Origin of the sequence: Hyphomonas sp. (genome assembly GCF_016125515.1) — a bacterium.
GTDB lineage: Bacteria > Pseudomonadota > Alphaproteobacteria > Caulobacterales > Hyphomonadaceae > Hyphomonas.
Genome location: NZ_WGLO01000001.1, coordinates 163572 through 181695 on the forward strand (window position 1 = coordinate 163572; position 18124 = coordinate 181695).

The 18124-nt window shown below is 64.8% G+C and carries 17 protein-coding genes; 9 read left to right on the forward strand and 8 right to left on the reverse strand.

The genetic code is table 11. The features are described from left to right. Window positions 1-76 precede the first annotated feature (76 nt). Together GC148_RS00745 and GC148_RS00750 are read left to right on the forward strand one after the other, a co-directional pair. Window positions 77-1126 (forward strand): alpha/beta hydrolase fold domain-containing protein, encoded by a 1050-nt coding sequence (locus tag GC148_RS00745; protein WP_291068109.1) that lies wholly within the window; start codon window positions 77-79, stop codon window positions 1124-1126. Next, a complete protein-coding gene (locus GC148_RS00750) occupies window positions 1123-2094 on the forward strand; it encodes an NADPH:quinone oxidoreductase family protein (protein ID WP_291068110.1) in 972 nt (323 codons plus the stop codon). The genes GC148_RS00745 and GC148_RS00750 overlap by 4 nt, the downstream gene beginning before the upstream one ends. Here the strand turns inward: GC148_RS00750 and GC148_RS00755 are convergent, their stop codons facing one another. Both GC148_RS00755 and GC148_RS00760 read right to left on the reverse strand, forming a co-directional pair. Next, entirely contained in the window at window positions 2095-3102 is a 1008-nt protein-coding gene (locus tag GC148_RS00755) for a hypothetical protein (RefSeq protein WP_291068111.1), read from the reverse strand. It lies immediately after the preceding gene. A 60-nt stretch (window positions 3103-3162) separates the two neighbouring features. Then, window positions 3163-4065: an SDR family oxidoreductase gene (locus tag GC148_RS00760; RefSeq protein WP_291068112.1), complete on the reverse strand. Its 903-nt coding sequence runs from the start codon at window positions 4063-4065 to the stop codon at window positions 3163-3165. Between the two features lie 64 nt (window positions 4066-4129). Here GC148_RS00760 and GC148_RS00765 point away from each other — a divergent pair, with 64 nt between their 5' ends. After that, window positions 4130-4546, forward strand: a complete 417-nt coding sequence (locus GC148_RS00765; protein ID WP_291068113.1) for a DUF2147 domain-containing protein — start codon at window positions 4130-4132, stop codon at window positions 4544-4546. Between the two features lie 4 nt (window positions 4547-4550). Here the strand turns inward: GC148_RS00765 and GC148_RS00770 are convergent, their stop codons facing one another. Genes GC148_RS00770 through GC148_RS00785 form a run of 4 tightly spaced genes read right to left on the reverse strand, consistent with a single transcriptional unit; the run spans window position 4551 to window position 8073 of the window. Further along, window positions 4551-4919 (reverse strand): hypothetical protein, encoded by a 369-nt coding sequence (locus GC148_RS00770; RefSeq protein ID WP_291068114.1) that lies wholly within the window; start codon window positions 4917-4919, stop codon window positions 4551-4553. Between the two features lies 1 nt (window position 4920). Further along, entirely contained in the window at window positions 4921-6147 is a 1227-nt protein-coding gene (locus tag GC148_RS00775) for a mechanosensitive ion channel family protein (protein WP_291068115.1), read from the reverse strand. After that, window positions 6144-6902, reverse strand: coding sequence for a hypothetical protein (locus GC148_RS00780; protein ID WP_291068116.1), 759 nt, complete (start codon window positions 6900-6902; stop codon window positions 6144-6146). The genes GC148_RS00775 and GC148_RS00780 overlap by 4 nt, the downstream gene beginning before the upstream one ends. A gap of 19 nt (window positions 6903-6921) precedes the next feature. Then, window positions 6922-8073: a trypsin-like serine protease gene (locus GC148_RS00785; RefSeq protein WP_291068117.1), complete on the reverse strand. Its 1152-nt coding sequence runs from the start codon at window positions 8071-8073 to the stop codon at window positions 6922-6924. Between the two features lie 158 nt (window positions 8074-8231). On the opposite strand from GC148_RS00785, the gene GC148_RS00790 reads away from it, so the two are divergent. After that, window positions 8232-9701 (forward strand): serine hydrolase, encoded by a 1470-nt coding sequence (locus tag GC148_RS00790; protein WP_291068118.1) that lies wholly within the window; start codon window positions 8232-8234, stop codon window positions 9699-9701. Between the two features lie 25 nt (window positions 9702-9726). On the opposite strand, the gene GC148_RS00795 is transcribed toward GC148_RS00790, so the two are convergent. Both GC148_RS00795 and GC148_RS00800 read right to left on the reverse strand, forming a co-directional pair. Then, window positions 9727-11598 carry a hypothetical protein gene (locus GC148_RS00795; protein ID WP_291068119.1) on the reverse strand — a complete coding sequence of 624 codons (1872 nt, stop codon included), beginning with the start codon at window positions 11596-11598 and terminating at the stop codon, window positions 9727-9729. A 102-nt stretch (window positions 11599-11700) separates the two neighbouring features. After that, window positions 11701-12384: a hypothetical protein gene (locus GC148_RS00800; RefSeq protein WP_291068120.1), complete on the reverse strand. Its 684-nt coding sequence runs from the start codon at window positions 12382-12384 to the stop codon at window positions 11701-11703. 91 nt (window positions 12385-12475) lie between these two features. Between GC148_RS00800 and GC148_RS00805 the strand changes: the two genes are divergently transcribed. From GC148_RS00805 to GC148_RS00825, 5 genes are all read left to right on the forward strand, one after another. Further along, window positions 12476-14974: a ligase-associated DNA damage response DEXH box helicase gene (locus GC148_RS00805; protein WP_366062857.1), complete on the forward strand. Its 2499-nt coding sequence runs from the start codon at window positions 12476-12478 to the stop codon at window positions 14972-14974. A 53-nt stretch (window positions 14975-15027) separates the two neighbouring features. Beyond that, on the forward strand, window positions 15028-15756 hold the full coding sequence (gene pdeM, locus GC148_RS00810) for a ligase-associated DNA damage response endonuclease PdeM (protein ID WP_291068122.1): 729 nt from the start codon (window positions 15028-15030) through the stop codon (window positions 15754-15756). Window positions 15757-15832: 76 nt separating this feature from the next. Next, a complete protein-coding gene (locus tag GC148_RS00815; RefSeq protein WP_291068123.1) occupies window positions 15833-16042 on the forward strand; it encodes a hypothetical protein in 210 nt (69 codons plus the stop codon). Window positions 16043-16237: 195 nt separating this feature from the next. Continuing rightward, the gene (locus tag GC148_RS00820) at window positions 16238-16633 is read left to right on the forward strand and encodes a hypothetical protein (protein ID WP_291068124.1); all 396 of its coding nucleotides are present in this window, start codon (window positions 16238-16240) and stop codon (window positions 16631-16633) included. 178 nt (window positions 16634-16811) lie between these two features. Next, complete coding sequence (locus GC148_RS00825) at window positions 16812-18074, forward strand: SulP family inorganic anion transporter (RefSeq protein WP_291068125.1); 1263 nt, start codon at window positions 16812-16814, stop codon at window positions 18072-18074. Window positions 18075-18124 lie beyond the last annotated feature (50 nt).

An 18124-nucleotide genomic window follows, 5' to 3' on the forward strand; every position in this document is an offset into this window, starting at 1 on the left:
GCCCCTCGCGGCACCTCTTGGCGGCGCGGTCGAAGCGCCTCATCATTGTGATCAAACCCCAAAGGATTCTACCGATATGAGCCTGCAACGCCTGCTTGCGAAGACATTTGCCAGCCTGCCCGGGAACCTGATCGTCAAACTGTCCGGCGGTGAGCCGGTCACCATCGAAGGCCGGACGCTGGAGCCCCAGCTGCAGATGATGGCTTGGAATGGCCGTGCGGCGCCGCCGCTGTCCTCGCTGCCGGCAGAGACCGTGCAGGAAGCCGTGAAGGCGCAGCTGGCGCTGCTGGCGGACGTGGCCAGCGAAGGCGCTGGTGTCTCGGACGTGGCCATCCCCGGCCCGGACGGCAACACCATCCCCGCGCGCCTCTATCGTCCCTCATCGCAGGACCCGCGCCATCCGCTGATCGTCTATTTCCACATGGGCGGCGGGGTGATCGGCGATCTCGATACCTGCCACGCCTGGTGCGCGATGCTGGCGCTCGGGTCGCAGGCGCCGGTCCTGTCGGTCGACTACCGTCTTGCGCCGCAGCACATCTTCCCGGCCGGGCTGAATGATTGCATCGCGGCTTACAAGTGGGGCGTGGCGAACGCGCCGCGCTTCGGTGCGCCGGCCGGCAAGGCGGCCGTGGGCGGCGACAGCATGGGCGGCAATTTCTCCGCCATCATCAGCCAGCTGATGAAGCGCGAAGGCGGTCCGCTGCCGGCGCTGCAATTGCTGATCTATCCGGCGATCGATATTTCGAAGGACTACCGCTCCAAGAAGGCGTTCGCGAACACGTTCTCGCTGAGCCAGGACACGATGGACTGGTTCATGGCGCAATATCTGCCGCCCGGCTTCGACCTGACAGACCTGCGCGTCTCGCCGGGGCAGGAGCGCGACCTCTCCGGCCTGCCGCCTGCCGTTGTTATCACCGCCGGGCACGATCCGCTGTCGGATGAGGGCGACGAGTATGCTGCGCGCCTGAATGCCGCCGGCGTGCCCGTGGTGCACAAGCGCTATGACAGCCTCGCCCATGCCTTCACGGCCTTTACCTTCATCTCACCCGGCTCGCGGGCGGCTTGCCGCGAGATTGCCGAGATGGTGCACGATGTGTTCGCCAAGGCGGCGCGCGTGCCGGTATGAAGGCGCTGGTCTGTAGCGCGCTGCTGCCGGACTATGCGGGCGTTGGCCTTGAGGACCGTCCGGTTCCCGAGCCCGGCCCGCATGAAGTGCGTATCCGGATCAAGGCCGCCAGCCTGAACTTTCCCGACCTCCTGATGACGGAGGGCAAGTACCAGCTGAAGCCGGACCTGCCCTTCGTGATGGGCATGGAATTCGCGGGCGTCATCGATGCTGTGGGTGAAGGCGTGACCGGCTTTGCGCCGGGCGATGAAGTATCCGGCGGGAACCGGATCGGTGCGTTCACCGAATATGCGGTAGTGCCTGCGGCAACGGTACGCCGGAAGCCGGCTGCGATCAGCTTTGCGGCGGCTGCGTCCTACAGCGCCGCTTATCTCACCGCTTATGTCTCGCTGGTGCGGCGGGGCAATCTGCAGAAAGGTGAGACGCTGCTGGTGCACGGCGCCAGCGGCGGTGTGGGTCTTGCGGCGGTCGATGTGGGCCGTCTCCTGGGCGCGAAAGTCATCGCCACATCGGCCTCTGCGTTGAAGCGTGAAATCCTGAAAGCCTACGGGGCCGATCACGTGCTGCCGGATTCCGGCTTCCGCGAGGCCGTGAAGGACCTGACCGGCGGGCGCGGGGCGGACGTGATCTTCGATCCGGTCGGCGGCGATGTGTTCGACGAGAGCGTGCGCTGCATTGCCTTCGACGGCCGTCTGCTGGTCATCGGCTTCACCTCCGGACGTATTCCGTCCGTGAACGTCAACATGCCCCTGATCAAGGGCTTCTCGGTGGTCGGGGTGCGCGCCGGGGAATATGGCCGCCAGTTCCCGGAGCGGGGCCGCGAGAACATGGAAACGATCTGGAAATGGGCCGAGGAGGGCAAGGTGCATCCGCGCATCCATGCTGAAGTGCTGCTCAGCGACTGGCGCCGCGCCTTTGAAATGATGCGCGACCGCGAAATCGTCGGCAAGGTTGCGATCGTGATGTGATCAGAGCCGGTAATTGATCGACTTCGACGCGTCGCAGAATTCCTCAAGCTCGCCCAACGCGATGCGCTCCATCTGCGGCACGACCACGTCCAGGCTCGCCCCGCGTTCGATGCGGCGTTCTACTTCGGCAATGTCTTCCCGGTAGCGCACGAAACGGGCGGCCGAGGGCTCGGTCAGCGAAGCGCTGTCGAGCACGGTCTTCGAGATCGACAAAACGAAGGCCGAGATGGCGAGGAAGTCGACCCAGGCGTTCAGCGTCACCGGCATGCCGGGCACGATCTTGCCGAGCAGCGACAACAGCACCAGACAGGCGCCGGAGAAGTAGAGAATATCGGCGGCCGAGTGGAAGGCGCGGCGATTCTCGCGCAGGCGGTGGAGTTCCGCCGCGGCGAAACGGTCCTGGTACAGCAACCGCAGTTCGCGGAAAGCTGTCGTCGCCTCGGCCACGATGTCCGGGTTGGCCGGGCCGGGGCCGGGCGCCGGCACGTGCACGCATTTCTCGGGCACGAAGGCTTCGAAGATCGAGATGCCCATGTTCAACTCGCTCTCGAGCTTGGCGAGCTCCTCGGAGGTCAACCGCTTGGCACGGGCGGCGAGTTCGTCTTCATCGCGGGCCGTGGCGGCCAGTGCGTAGGCCTGGAACTTGATCGACCGCAGCCGTTCGCAGGCAAAGCGGTTGACCAGCCATTTGCTCTTGAGCTGCGCCACAAGGGAGAAGATCTGGGCCACGATGCCAATCGCGGCAGACACGGCCGCCGCGATGCTGACAAACGGGTTGGAGGCGCCCTTGAACAGCAGGGCCTCTGCAATGGTGTAAATGGCACTGCTGCCGATCAGGACCATCGAGACGAGGCCCAGCCGGTGGAAAATCTTCTTGCCGGCGACCGACAGCACTTCATGGCGCATGAAGGCCGTTTCGATCGCCTCGTTCTTCAGGAGGGGGGTGATGTTGGGAAAGCGCTCCAGCATGGCCGGGCTGGGAAAGACGTCCCGGTTCGGTTGCTGCATTCCATACCCCCGTAAAGTGTGCCGCCGGGCCTCGTGCGTCGGAACCCGGCGGTACCTTGCTTATACGGTCCGCTTCGCCTTGTCCTGTGCGTTTGTGGCCTCGATGGCGGCGCGCGCTGCGGCCCATTGTTCGTCGCCCCAGCCGGTCAGCATGGAGAAGTTGCCGCCGGAGGCGTTGTACATCGCCCCGTCGATGGCGATGGTCTGGCCGTTGATATACTCGGCGCCGGGCGCCATCAGCAGTACGGCCAGGTTCACCAGCTCATGCATCTCGCCGACCCTGCCCATCGGATTGGCGACGCCGCGTTCCATCCGCTCGGCGCCCTCGGCGTCCGGCGACAGGCGTTTGGACATGCCCTCGGTCGGGAAGGGGCCCGGCGCGATGGCATTGAAACGCAGGTTGTAGCGGCCCCACTCGACGGCCAGTGATTGGGTCATCGTATTGACCGCGGCCTTCGACATGGCAGACGGTACGACGAAGGGCCCGCCATTCCACACCCAGGTGGTGAGAATGGAACAGACGCTGCCGCGCGTCTTGCCGGCGATCCAGCGTTTGCCGATGTCCTGCGTCATGTAGAACGTGCCGCGGAAGACGATGTTCGAGATGGCATCGAAGCCCCGGATCGAGAGGTCTTCGGTTCGGCTGATGAAATTGCCGGCGGCATTGTTGATCAGGCCCGTCAGGGGACCTTGCTTCGCCCAGATCTCGTCGTTCATGTCATGAATGGCTTCGGCCACGCGGATGTCGCAGGCGTGGGGCACGACCTTGCCGCCATGCTTGTCCATCAGTTCTTTGGCGGTCTCTTCGCAGACGCCGCCGCGCCGGCCGCAGATGTGTACTTCGGCGCCCAGCGCCAGGAAGCCTTCGGCCATTTCCTTGCCGAGGCCGGTGCCGCCGCCAGTGACCAGGATGCGCTCCCCCTTCATCAGGCCATCTTTGAACATCAGTTTCGAAGTATCCATTTGTCTCTCCCTCGTCTGCGCAATATCTTGATGGACTATACTGCCACTTTTGCCGGAGACACGCATGAAACGACTGCTGATCGCGGCTGCCCTCGCGTCACTGATGGCCGGTCCGGCCGCCGCAGATTCCTTCGATGTGTTCGGCACCTACCTGCTGCCCAAGGGCGATTCCTACGTGAAGATTTCCGACTGCGGCGATGGCTCGCCATGCGGGAAAGTCGTCTGGATCAGGGCCGAAGGCCTGCCGTCCGGGAAGACGCCCGACACGGTCACCAATGAGAAGGGCGAGCGGATCATGGGCTATCCCTTGCTCAGCGGATTTGACCGCAAGGCGAAGGACTGGCGCGGCGGCAAGATCCACGATCCGGTCGAGAGCAAGACTTATGATTCGCGGTTGAGGCGGCTGTCCAATGGCGATCTGGAAGTGAAGGGCTGTATCGGCCCGATCTGCCAGACACAGATCTGGAAGCCAGTGAGCTAGGCCGTCATTTCCGGCACGGCGAGCGGATCAGGCGCCAGAGCGCCCAGACCGGCAGCACAACGACGAGCCCCGCAAGGGCGGGTTTCCAGAAGCTCTCCAGGGCCCAGCCGATGGCTGTCAGCGCGCGGTGGACGATGGCCGTGAAGGCGCCGCCCGCATCGAACGTGGCGCCGCCGGGCTTGTAGTCGAAAGCCAGCACGAAGAAACCGGCGATCGTGCTGAAAAACAGCAGCCGCAAGGCCTGGCCGACGGTCAGGCTGAACGTGCGTACCCAGAAGGATTTCGGCTCGACCTTGAGCTCGGGCGTGTTGTCAGCTGGCGCGGCCGGGGCCGGTTCGTGTTCAGGGACAAGCGCTTCCGGCGGCGTGGACATGTCAGTCGTCCAGACCGTCGACGTCCGATGTGTCCGGTACATTGTCGGACACGTCGTGGGATTTCGGCCGGTCGGCAGTCTTCAGGAGGCCCAGCTCCTTCTGGCGCTGCTCGGCGCGGCGTTTCATGCTGCCCGGATCGTCCACCTGCACCTGGTGCGGGTAGGGGATCGAGATACCGACCTTGTCGAAGGTCTGTTTGACATTCTTGTTGAGATCGGCGCGGACCTGGACGAAATCCGAGGTCGGCACCCAGGCGCGCAGGCGCAGCTGCACGCTGGACTCGGCGAGCGCATGCACGCCCACCCAGGTGGTATCCTTCATCAGCACCAGCGGATGGTCGTTGGCGACATCCTGCACCACCGTGAGCGCCTGATCGATATCGTCATTGTACGAAATGTCGAAGAACATATCGAGGCGCCGGCGCGTTTCTGCGGTGAAGTTGATCAGCGGATCGCCCCAAACCTTGTCATTGGTGATCGACACGATCTTGTTGTCGATCTGGCGCAGCGAGGTGGTGAAAGGGGTGATGTTTGTGATCGTTCCTTCAAGGCCAGCGACGCCGACATAGTCCCCGATGCGGAACGGCCGAAAGATGGCGAGCATCACACCGGCAGCAACCGATTTCAGCGTGTCCTGCAGTGCGAGGCCGATGGCGAGGCCGGCAGCACCGAGCACGGCGGCCAGCGAGGCGGCGGGAAAGCCGAGCTGGCTGAGCGCGAAGACGATGGCGATGGCGAAGATGATGTACTTCACCAGCGAGGCTGAGAAGGCGATCAGCGTGTCGTCCGCGCCGGAATGAGCGTGGGCCTTGGCGCCGAACTTGCGCAGCGAACTTGCGATCGAGTTGGCGGCGACGACCGCCACCACCAACACCGCCGTCGCGCCGAACACGCCGGGGCCGTATTTGTCGATCAGGGCGCGCCAGTCATAGCCGGCGAGGCCCAGCGGCAGGGGCAGAAGGATGAACGCAGCCAGGAACCGGCTGGCGGAAGCCGCGAGGTCCCAGGAAGAGTTCTCGAAATCTTCCTTGTTCTTCGTCAGGCGCCGACCCACGAAGAGGACCGCCTGCTTCACAACCGAAGACACGGCAAGGATCAGCACGATCGCGGCGAGGACAAGGCCCCATTTGACAGTGCCGGGCCAGACCGCCGCGGCCCATTCAGGCCAGACGGACGTATCGATTGACAGGAGCATCTGCTCCGGTGACGGGATCGGGAATGGGGTCATGCCCCTGTTTTAGAGCGCTTCGCGCCCCGCGTCACCCGCAGGAGCAGGATTGTCGCAGCTGCGACCGCCGCCATGAAGGCAATCCAGTGCATTCCTGTGCGCAGCCAGTTGTTGAGCACGATGCCGGTGAGGCCCCATCCGAGGGCGGCGAAGAACCAGGGACTGCGGCTGATCCGGCTGGCGAAGACGTAGGCGGCGGCCGCAGCCACCGCGACGGCGCACCAGAACATGGGCCAGGGATAGTCGGTCGGGCCGAGCGCGGTGAAGGTGCGGATCGTGAGCGGCACGGAGATGGCGGTGGCGACCGAGATCCAGCCGGCGAGCAGGCCTGAGGCGATGTCGGCGACATGGAAGACCGGGCCAGTGAGTGTGCCTCTCAGGGCATCAAGGCGGGCTGCGGCGATCCAGGCACCGGCGAAGATCGGCGCGAGCAACACGAAGTTCAGCGGCTGCAGATCGATCAGCTGGGCGCTCAGCATCCAGACAATATTGCCGATACCGGCCCAGAACATGGGAACACCGATGCGGGCGTAATCTTCGAACGGCCGCAGGAGACCGGCAAGGCCGAAGCCTGCATAGGCGAGGAAGATGACGCCCCAGATGGAGAAGAAGGCTGGCAGAGGCTGTTCCGGCGCGTCAGTGCCGGCGGTTGAGGCGCCGATCGGCGTGCCGATCTGGAAGACAGGCGCGAGTGCGCCGGACAATGGTTGCAGGATGCCAAGCAGAAGAATCAGCCAGGGCAGGGCGCGGGTCATGCAGGGCGGGTCCTTGGGCCTATTTGCAGGCCTCCGGCTCGGCTTCGCACAGGGCGATCACGGAGTCGATCCAGCCGGTATAGCCCTGAAGGTTGGTATAACGGCCATTATAGTCTCCGGCGCAGAACTGTCCGGTTGCGTGATTTTGTTCGACGACGGACAGAATGCCCACCACGGTCTTTGTGCCGTCCGCTTCGGTCACATAGAGTGGCCCGCCGGAATCGCCGATGCACGGGCCTGCGCCGCCCTGGCTGGCGACGGTGATGGCCGCCGGGCCGACGGCGGTGATCTTGAGCGGCGTTTCGAGGAGGTCGCTCGACAGCTGGCCGCCGAAATGGGTGAGCCCCCAGCCCGCCATTTCGCCGGTGGCATAGTTGGCGGGGGCGAGTGGCCGCTGGGTCGCGCCGATGCGGGCGACCGGCACGTTGACGAAAGGCGCTGCCTGTTCGGCGCTGAGGCGCACGAGGGCGATGTCGTTGGCATAGGCATTGTCCGTGCCCTGATAACCGCCATGGCAGATCGTGCTTTCGGCCGTTGTGATCCGCGCCGCGGGGCTGCGCAGGCTGGCGGCGTCACCGATCAGGCGGATTTCATCATAGGGCTGGTCCACGCAATGCGCGGCGGTGAGGAACCAGTTGGCGCGCACCCGGACGGCGCTGCAATGCCCGCTGGAGACGAGGCCGTTTTCTTCGGTGCGGCGGGGTTCCAGCTTCACGATGCCGGGAAAAGCGGCGAGCGTGGCGGCCAGCGCGTTGACGGCCTCGGGGCCGGCCACCGGCTCTTCGAGTTCGGTTGCGCCTGCAACAGCCGCTACCGTGAGCGTCGGCGGTGCGTCGGCGGGTAGGGCGCAGCGGCTTGCGTTGTAGAGCGCAAGGTCGGTTGGCGCCGGCGCCGCGCTGGCGGTCTCGGCGGACGGGTCCTCGGCGGCGTTGGTCTCCGGCGCGGCCTCGTCGCGGTCGACGGTCGGCGTTTCGTTCTCGGCGGCGGGCTCGGCAGCGGTGGGCGCAGCGCTTGGTTCGGTGGTGGGAACGTCCGCTTCGGTCGCATCGGCTTCAATTGCTTCGCCCGGCTTCTCCGGCGCCCCGGGATCGACGCCGGGCAGGCGGACCTGATCACAGGCTGAGAGCAGTACGGCGAGACCGGTCACGGCCAGCAGGTGGGCGCGGTTCATGGTGGGCTTCCCTTCTGAAAGTCGCTGCATTAACGCCGCCGCAAGGCGCCCGGTCAAGCGCACGCAGGTTAAGCACAGGTCATGTAACTGCCGCTGCAGGCTTGCCCCGGAAGGCCGCGTGCCTATTCTTCCGGTCAGACCTCCGGAGACCTGTCACGATGCGTTCACTTCGCGCGGCCGCCGCTGCCTTTGCCTTCAGCTTTCCCGTCCTCATAGCCTCCGCCCAGGAGGGCGGAACAACCGAGGCCTTGGAACAATCGCTGGCCGCAGGCTGGAAGGCGACGTTCATCTGTTCGGGCACTTTCGTGGCGGGCCAGACGCTGCAGGAGATCGAGCGCAACGAACTGTCCGGCATCTATCCGGATTTCCAGCGCGACTATGATGCCCTGCCGCCGGCGGAGATCGATACGGCGCGCAAGCTTGTTTCGGTGACCTATTCGCCCGACATGCCGCCGCGTATCGCCGCTTACCGTCCGGGCTTCGGTTGCACCCAGCTGCCGACCGGGGCAGCCGAAGCAGCGCTCGGCTACCTGCCGCGCTTCACGTCCTGGCCGACGCCGGCGGCGCAAGACCGGGGCAGCGCCATCGGTTCGGATGTGAAGTTGGAGCTGAAGATTGAGGAAGCCGAACGGCTCGACCCGCCGGTCTCCGCCGCCTTCGACGAGATCACCTATGGCAGCGGTACGCGCACGGCCTCCGTGCTGGTGGTGCGCGACGGGCAGGTGGTGGCGGAGCGGTATGATCGCGGCATCGACCATGAAACGCCGGTGCGTACCTGGTCTGCCGCCAAGTCGCTGACGGCGACGATTATCGGCGTGGCGCGCCGCAAGGGCAAGATCGACATCGACTACCCGGCCGTGATCTCCGCCTGGAACAGCGGCGCCGATCCGCGCCGGGCCATCACGATTCGTAACCTTCTGCACATGGCCAGCGGCCTTGACAGCGGCGACAATGGTTCCCGCACGGATCGCCTGTATTTTGGCGGTGGCCGCGTGGTCGATCAGGCGGCGTCCAATGTGCTGGAAGCGCGCCCCGGCACGCGGTTCAAGTATGCCAACAATGACACGCTGATCGCGATGCGGGCGCTGCGCGAGGCACTGAAGGATGACAACACGTTCCAGCGCTTCCCTTACCAGGAGCTCCTGCACAAGATCGGCGCGCAACATACGACGCTGGAGATCGACTGGAACGGAGACTTCATCTCGTCCAGCCAGGTCTGGGCGACGGCGCGCGACCTGGCCCGCATAGGCCAGCTCTACCTGCAGGACGGCGTATGGGGCGGTGAGCGTCTGCTGCCGGAAGACTGGGTACAGTTCGTCAGCACGCCGGCGCCGGCCCAACCTGCCGACGGGCGGGGCTATGGCGCTCAATTCTGGCTGATGAACCGCGTGCAGGGCGTTCCGGAAGATACGTTCTACGCCGCTGGCAATCGCGGCCAGTTTATCGTCATCATGCCGTCGCTGAATGCCGTGATCGTGCGTCAGGGCTTCGACGTGATCGGCGGCGCGAGTTTCGACATCCAGCGCTTCACCGCTGATGCGGCGACAGCGCTGATGGCGGCGGATGCGATGCGCGACGCCGAGCGCGCAGCAGCCGAAGCCGCCTCAGCCGCCGAACAGGCGCGCTGACCCTCCGACCGGGCAGCCGCGAGGTCTATTCCGCGTCAGGCGGCGTATGGGTGATCTTCACACCGAGCAATTCGACGATCTCTTCCGGGCTCGGAGATTCCTCCATGCCGGCGTCCGGTGTCATGCCGGTGAGATCGGCAAGCGTCAGCGGCTTGGCGGGCGCGGCTACGAACTCGATCGTGCCGCCATCGGTGATGAATTTCGCGAGGCTTGCGATCCACTTCGACGCCTGCGGGACTTCCGAAGTCATGGCGCCGCCGCCCAATAACAGCAGGCCCGAAGCGAAGCTGCGGACGTCGGCCGGGGTCGACTCCGCAAAGTTGCCCATCATCGGTTCGTCATTGCCTTCCAGCTTGGCAACTTCGATCATCAGCGTGGCCAGAGCATTGAGGCCGCCGAGATCGGTCACCGAGTAGCGGGCACCGGCAAAGGCGAGCTTGCTGGTGATCAGTTCCTCGAAAGCGGCATCATCCGGCGTCAAGCCGTCTGCCTTGAAGGCCGGGACCAGATCAGTGTAGCTGGGCAGCACGAAGTCGAGCCGGGTCAAGCCGCCGAAGATATTGTCGGTGACGCCCGAATTCTCCAGCGCGGTCGCGCCGGTTTCGCTGTCCCAGGTCAGCGAGAGTGTTCCGTCGCCGGACAATGTGCCAAGGCCGGAGCGTTCGAGGACTCCGATGATTTCTGCAATCGAGGGCTCGCCTTCCTTCGGCGTGGCATCGGGCTCAACCGATTGCGCGAATTTGAGGAATCCGACGAGGTCGAACGCGGCGTCCTCATGCGAGAAGACGATCCGCTCCGGGAGGAACCAGGAGAACTTGTCCATCTCGAAGTCCATCTTCGCGGCCCGGAAGACCGGCTGACCGCCGAAATCGAACTTCATGTCCGTGATCGAGGACGTGCCGATACTGATCAGGTCGCGCTCGGTGATCGGCGGAAGCTCGCCTTTTTCGCCCCAGGCCAGGAGGTTGGCGAATTCGAAGCCGGACCAGGACGAAAACCCGTAGGAACCGGACATGTCGATCGTCCGGTATGTGGTGGGCAGGTCTTCGTCAGCTTCCGTGATCACCTCATCCGGAACGGGGATCGCGGCCGTGAAGTGCGTGCCGGTCGTGATCATCGCGGCGATGTTGCCTCGGTCATAGCCTTTCAGGATCTGCCGTGCGTAGGTCTGATCGACATGGCCTTCGAGACCCGCTTCTGTCATCTTCTGGCTGATCGCCGAATCGATGAAGACCGAACTGTCGAGCGAGACGCTGCGGGCGATCGCTGAGATCAGCCGGATGGCTTCGATTACGCTGTCGCCGCCTTCGTTCGGCTGAAAGGTCCAGGGGTGAAGGGTCAGGCCTTCGAACACGATACGGCCGACGGTCATCGCGGAATCGGAGTAGACGACCGGCGCGGTGGCGTCGTCGGGGAGGGCCGCCTCGGTCATGTCTTGAACCGTGTTCATATAGTCGTCGAGGTCGAACTTGACGCCCGACATCTCGATCCGGTCAAACACGCGCAGGGTCTCGCCGAGCCGTTGGCCGCCGATCCGGTCTTCGATTGCGCCGATGTCGGCGTTCCACAGCAGCACTTCGTCGGCCGTCAGGACTGTATAAGGTTTCTCGCCCGTCAGATCGACGCGCACATCGGCCAGACGCCAGGCGCCGCTCGCGGTGTCGGCGCCGGAGGCAGACCATGTGATGGCGACACCGTCACCGATGAGTGCCTTCAAGCCTTCGGCATCAAACGCAGAAGAGGGCGCCTCGGGGCGGGCCAGAGCCTCAGCGAACATCGCTTCGGCAGTGGCCTCCGGGGTCAGCGGCTCCGTTTTGCCGGGGGTTTGCGTGGTGCACGCGGCCAGGGCGACGGCAGCCACAAAGGCAAGCGCGCGGAAATTCGGTCGTGTCAGCATGGCAAGGTCCCCCGTCTGTCGTCACCGTTTAGGATGACAGGCCTGCGAAGTTCAAGCTTTGAATTGACGAATATGAACCGCGCCTGAGCGCGGCCGGCAGGTTCAGGGCGAACCGAAGCCTGATTTCTGAAGCGGTGTCAGGTTGGAAATCCGGCGGACTTCTTTCTGGTCCAGCGGCTGCATCATTGCCGATCCTTTGAGATCGAACGCGAGCGACTCGATATAGGTTCGCCCGTCCGGCAGGGGCTTGCAGGCGACCTTCATCGACAATTTGTCGATCTTCGCCACTGCCATCGGTTTGAACGCCTTCGGGGATTTCATCTCGTAGGCGAGGATCGCGCCGGTCGACTTGTCGATCGTCGCCGTGGCCTTGAGGAACTTGTAGGCGCTGGCCGATTGGGCATCGGCCTTGCCAGGCAGAGGCGTGAAACTGTAGGTCGCGCTCACGGGCGTTTCGGAGACGCGTTTGGCGTCGGCCGGAATATTCTCGGCAAAGCTGCTGCACCAGATGTCGCCGGCCGTTTTCTTGATCAGCATGTCGGCCTTCTTGGCCGAGTCACCCTTGAGCGTGGACACTTCGGGCGCGAACTTCACCACGCGCTGGCCGTTCGGCTGGCTCTGGTCGACCGTCATCCGGAACTGGTTCTTGCCGTCATCCACGTCCACATCGAACGCATAGAGCGGACCCTCCTTCGAGACGGCCTTGGCTTTGGTCAGAACGGCATCCGCCGAGGCCGGCAGCGCGGCGGTCAGGGCGAGGAGGCTGGCGAGGAACAGGGTACGCATCTGGAAATCCGGGATAATCGAGGGCTGGGATACACCTGTATTCGCGGTGTAGGATAGGAAAGAGGCAGGCGCAGCGTCTTGCTGTAGTTTAATGAAACCCATGGCCGACACCTCGCCGCCTGCCTTCCGCCTGCCGCCCGCCTTCGAGGCGTGGTTCGGCGCGCGGGGCTGGTCGCCCCGTCCGCACCAGCTGGCCCTCACCGAAACGACGCTTCGGGGCGAGAGTGCGCTGCTGATTGCGCCGACGGGGGGCGGCAAGACCTTGGCCGGATTTCTGGGCAGTCTAGTCGAACTGTCTGAACGCGGCGCAACGAACTCCGGCGTTCCGGCCCTGCATACGCTCTACATATCGCCGCTCAAGGCGCTGGCGGCGGACGTTCAACGCAATGTGATGACGCCGGTCAGCGAGCTCGGCCTGCCGATCCGGATCGAGACGCGCACCGGCGACACGCCAACGCATGTACGCCAGCGCCAGCGCAAGACGCCGCCGGACATACTGCTGACTACGCCTGAACAGCTGGCCCTGCTGATTGCGTCCGATCATGCGGCGTCCTTCTTTGCAGACCTTAAATGCGTGATCATTGACGAGATCCATGCATTGGCGCCGTCGAAGCGTGGCGACCTGCTTTCGCTCGGTCTGGCCACGCTGGCTGAATGGGCGCCCGCCTGCCGGTTTGTGGGCCTCTCCGCCACGGTGCGCGAGCCGGGCGCACTCGCGCGGTGGCTTTCGCCAGATGCCCGTGTTCTGACGGCGGCCGGCGGCGTGAAAGCGGAGGTCGACATCCTCATCTCGCGCGAGCGGATCCCCTGGTCTGGCCATTCGGGACGCTTTGCCGTGCCCGAAGTGTACGAGGCGATCCAGCGGGCGAGGATGTCGCTTGTCTTCGTGAACACGCGCAGCCAGGCGGAGTTGTTGTTCCAGGAACTCTGGTCGGCAAACGAGGACGGTCTGCCGATTGCGCTCCACCACGGCTCGCTCGCACGCGACCAGCGTCAGCGCGTGGAAGCAGCTATGGCAGCGGGTCAGCTGAAGGCCGTCGTCTGCACCTCGACGCTCGATCTCGGCATTGACTGGGGCGAGGTGGACCTTGTCATCCAGATGGGCGCACCGAAAGGGGCCGCGCGCCTGATCCAGCGGATCGGCCGGGCCAACCACCGGATGGACGAAGCCAGCCGGGCCCTCCTTGTACCGACGAACCGATTCGAGGTGCTCGAATGCCGCGCGGCCGAAGCGGCAGTCGAGGCGGGAGAGATCGATGGGGAAGGGGTGCGAACCGGCGCGCTGGACATCCTCGCGCAGCATGTGATGGGCCGCGCCTGCGGCGAAGGGTTCCGGCTGGACGCGCTCTACGACGAAGTCCGCCGCGCCGCGACCTATACGAACCTCGACTGGGAAACCTACGAACGCATCGTCGATTTCGTGGCGACCGGCGGATATGCCCTGAAAACCTATGACCGGTTCCACCGCATCGTCCGGCGCAGCGACGGCGTCTGGGTGGCGCGCACGCCGCGCGACAAGCAGGCTCACCGGATGAATATCGGGGCCATTGTCGAGTCGCCGATGTTGTCGGTGCGGCTGGCAAGCTTTGCGGCCAAGGCCGCGATGCCCGAAAGCGGCGAACAACGCGCCCTGCGTGCCGGACGCAAGCTGGGTGAGATGGAGGAATATTTCCTCAGCCTGCTGACGCCGGGCGATACGTTCCTGTTTGCTGGCGAAATCCTGCGCCTTGTCGGCATTACCGGCACCGACGCGCTGGTCATGCGGGCACAGTCCGATTCGCCCGCGATCCCGACCTACAATGGCGGCAAGTTTCCGTTGACGACCTTCCTTGCCGACCGTGTACGGAAGATGATCCACGACCCGGACCAGTGGCACGGCTTGCCGGACCCGGTTCGCGAATGGTTCGAAATCCAGGCGCTGAAGTCGGCCATTCCGCCGCCTGACCATCTTCTCGTAGAAACCTTTCCCCGCGGCGACCGGCATTATTTAGTGTCCTATCCTTTCGAAGGGCGGCTGGCGCACCAGACGCTGGGCATGCTGGTCACGCGGCGGCTGGAACGCATGGGCGCAAAACCCTCGGGCTTCGTGGCCAGCGAGTATGCCATGGCGGTCTGGGGCCTTGAGGACATGCGCGGCCTCGATATGGACCAGGTCTTCCACCCGGACATGCTGGGCGACGATCTTGAGGAGTGGCTTGCCGAAAGCGCACTGATGAAGCGCACGTTCGGCCATTGCGCCATCCTGTCCGGCCTGATCCACAGGAACCTTCCGGGGTCGGAGAAAAATTCGCGGCAAGTGATGTTCTCGACCGACCTCGTCTACGACGTGTTGCGCAGTCACGAGCCGGACCACATCCTGCTGCAGGCCGCGCGCCAGGACGCTGCGACCGGGCTTCTCGACGTGCGCCGCCTGGCCGACATGCTGGTGCGCGTCGAGGGCCGGATCGTGCACAAACCCTTGAGCCGGATCAGTCCCTTTGCTGTTCCAGTGATGCTGGAGGTCGGCCGCGAGCCCGTCTTCGGCGCCTCCGCGGTCGAGGCGGTGCTGCGCGAGGCGGAGGAAGACCTCGTGCGCGACGCGATGTCGTGACCCCGCCGAAACCTGATTGACCCGCCCCGCGCATCGGGCCAGTTCTGGAGGGGATGACCGCCGCCGCAACCCAGCCGAAACAGACGCTGCTCCACCTAGCCGGTGAGCTGCTGACGCCTTTGCCGGAAGGCGCGCTCTGGTGGGGCGCGCAGCGCCTGCTGGTCGTCTCGGACCTACACCTCGAAAAGGGCTCGAACTATGCCGCAGCCGGGCAGATGCTGCCGCCCTACGACACTGCCGCGACGCTGACGCGTGTCGAGGCGCTCTGCGCGGCGCTAGAGCCCGAGACGGTCATTTCGCTGGGCGACAGTTTTCACGACCGGGCCTCCGAAACGCGCCTGCCGCTAGCCTATGCCGAACGTATCCGGTCGCTGACCGGCGCGCATGATTGGGTCTGGGTCGAAGGCAACCACGATCCCGATCCACCGGCCCATCTGGGCGGGCGCGCGGCCAAGGTGCTGCGGCGCGGGCCGCTGGTATTCCGGCACGAACCGGAAGGCGAAACAGGGGAGGTGGCAGGCCACCTGCATCCCGCCGCAAAGGTCGCCGGACGTGGACGTTCCGTGCGGCGGCGGTGTTTCGCGTCCGATGGTGCCCGGCTGGTGATGCCGGCGATGGGCGCCTTCGCGGGCGGCCTCAATGTGCTCGACGCCGCGTTCCGCGCCGTGTTCCCGGAAGGCTGCATGGCCTTCGTGATTGGCGAAGCGCGCGTCTACGGTGTGTCCCACCGCAATCTTCTGCCCGATGGCAGCGCGGGCGGCGGGCCAGTCTGGCGCGCCTGACGGGCCTGTTAAGGCCTGATTTTCCGGCGCCATGGGCCATGTTATCCTCAAGCTTGGGGGACATGGAGACTCGCCTGTGAAACTTCCCCGAAAGATTCTTGGAGCCGGCCTTCTCGCCGGCTGTCTGTCGCTCGGCGGCTGCGCCTCGTTCGTTCAAAATGTGATTGCGGACCTTGCGGCGGAATCGTCCTGCCGCAGCCGGGACACCGGATATGATGGCCGCCCGGCCTATGATCAGGCCTGCCTCGACAGCATCGACCATTGGCAGGAAGAAAACCCGATGTGAGCCCTGCGGCGCCGTTTCGTAGGCGCCGCTGCATTTTGTTTGAACCGGCGCGGGCCCAGCAGCTACCGGCGATTCTGCGCCTTGGGCGACTTTGGGTGGACAAGTTGCAACTGGACGCGGGCGCGCTTCAGTGCCTCCTTGCCAGCAGCGGCAGGGAAAACAATCGCCCGCCGTTGAAACAAGGGAGGAAGTACCATGACCAAGAGATTTTCCGTCTGCGGAGCTTCCGCGGGCAAGATTGGTTTGCTCGCCGCCTTGGCGCTCGCCGCATCGGGCATCGCCATGGCGGCGCCGGACAAGCCGGTGACCGCAGCCACGACTGACAAAGGCACAGGCTGTCTAGTGCGCGATGCGGACGGCAACTACACCTTCGATGCAGAGTGCACCTGGCACAATGTGATCAAGCGCGACGAGAACGGTGCGTTGGTCAGCTATATTTACCAGGACAACGGCACGCTGCCGGAAGGTGCGCCGCATCCGGCAAAGGCCCAGATGTTCAAGGATGAACTTGCCGGCTGCAACAAGGGTAGCAAGGAAACGGTGACGCCGAGCGGCGGCTACTCGTCCAACTGCCACTACCAGGCCGAATAGGCCCGGTACCGGCACAATTGACAGGTTCCAGCCGCCTTATCCGGACCGGGTAAGGTGGCACGGAACCTGTATGCGCCGATATGCCGGCGCGGCGGATCAGGTTGCACCTCTGTTGGCGGTTTGCTAACGGACACATCAAGTACGGACGCTGGCCCAATGCCCCCGCCCGCCAGCGCCGATGAAACCCAAACTGCTGACTACGCTGAAAACCTACACTTGGCCGCTGTTCGCGGCCGATGTGTTTGCGGGCGTGACGGTCGCGATGGTGGCGCTGCCGCTCAGCCTTGCGATCGCCATCGCCTCCGGCGCCGACCCCGCCAAGGGTCTCGTCACGGCCATTGTTGCCGGCTTCCTGATCTCGCTGCTCGGCGGCAGCCGCGTTCAGATCGGCGGGCCGACCGGCGCCTTCATCGTGGTCGTCTACGGCGTCATCGCGCATCACGGTTATGACGGCCTCGTGCTGGCTACGCTGATGGCGGGCGCCATCCTGCTCGTCGCGGGATTCTTCCGGGCCGGTAACCTGATCCAGTTTATTCCCGAAGCCGTGGTCAACGGTTTCACCATGGGCATCGCGGTGATCATCGCGACCAGCCAGCTGAAGGATCTGCTCGGACTTCAGATCGCAAACCTTCCGGCCGATTTCCTGCACAAGCTGCCCGCGCTGTGGGCGGCGCGCGATACGTTGAACCTGTTCGCCCTAGGTACAGGGCTAGCCACCATCGGCCTGATTGTCCTGTTCCGCCGTCTCGCCCCGAAATGGCCGGGCCTGATCGTGGCGGTAGGTCTGACGTCTGCGGCGGCGGTGCTGTTGGCCTGGCCGGTCGAGTCGATCGCAGACCGGTTTGGCGCGCTGCCGGATCATCTGCCGATGCCGGGCATGCCGGGCATCACCTTTGCGCGCCTGCAGGAGCTCCTGCCATCGGCCTTCGTCATCGCCTTCCTCGCGGGTGTGGAATCGCTGCTCTCGGCCATGGTGGCTGACCGGATGATCGAAGGCCGGCATCGTCCGAATGCGGAGCTGATTGCGCAGGGCGCCGCGAATATCGGCTCCAGCCTGTTCGGCGGCTTGCCGGCAACGGGCGCGATTGCTCGCACGGCCACAAACGTGAAGGCGGGCGGCAAGACACCGGTTGCCGGGATCGTCCATGCCGTCACGATCCTGTTGGTGATGATGCTGGCCGCGCCGCTTGCGGGCGAGCTGGCCTTGCCCGCGCTCGCCGGCCTGCTGATGCTGACGGCCTGGAACATGAGCGAGCCGCAGAAATGGCATGAGTACATGACGATGCGCGTAGAGGACCGTGTGCTGCTGGTGCTGACGCTGGTTCTGACCGTGGTGGCGGACCTGACGGTCGCCATCGGCGTCGGGGTCGCGCTCGGCCTCGCGCTGCGCCTGCGCCGCCGCGAGGTGCCGCCCGCCGACTGGAAGACGCCGAAGCGTTGACGATAGGCGATAGTTCCTAGCATAGGAATATTTCCACAACACGGCGGAGC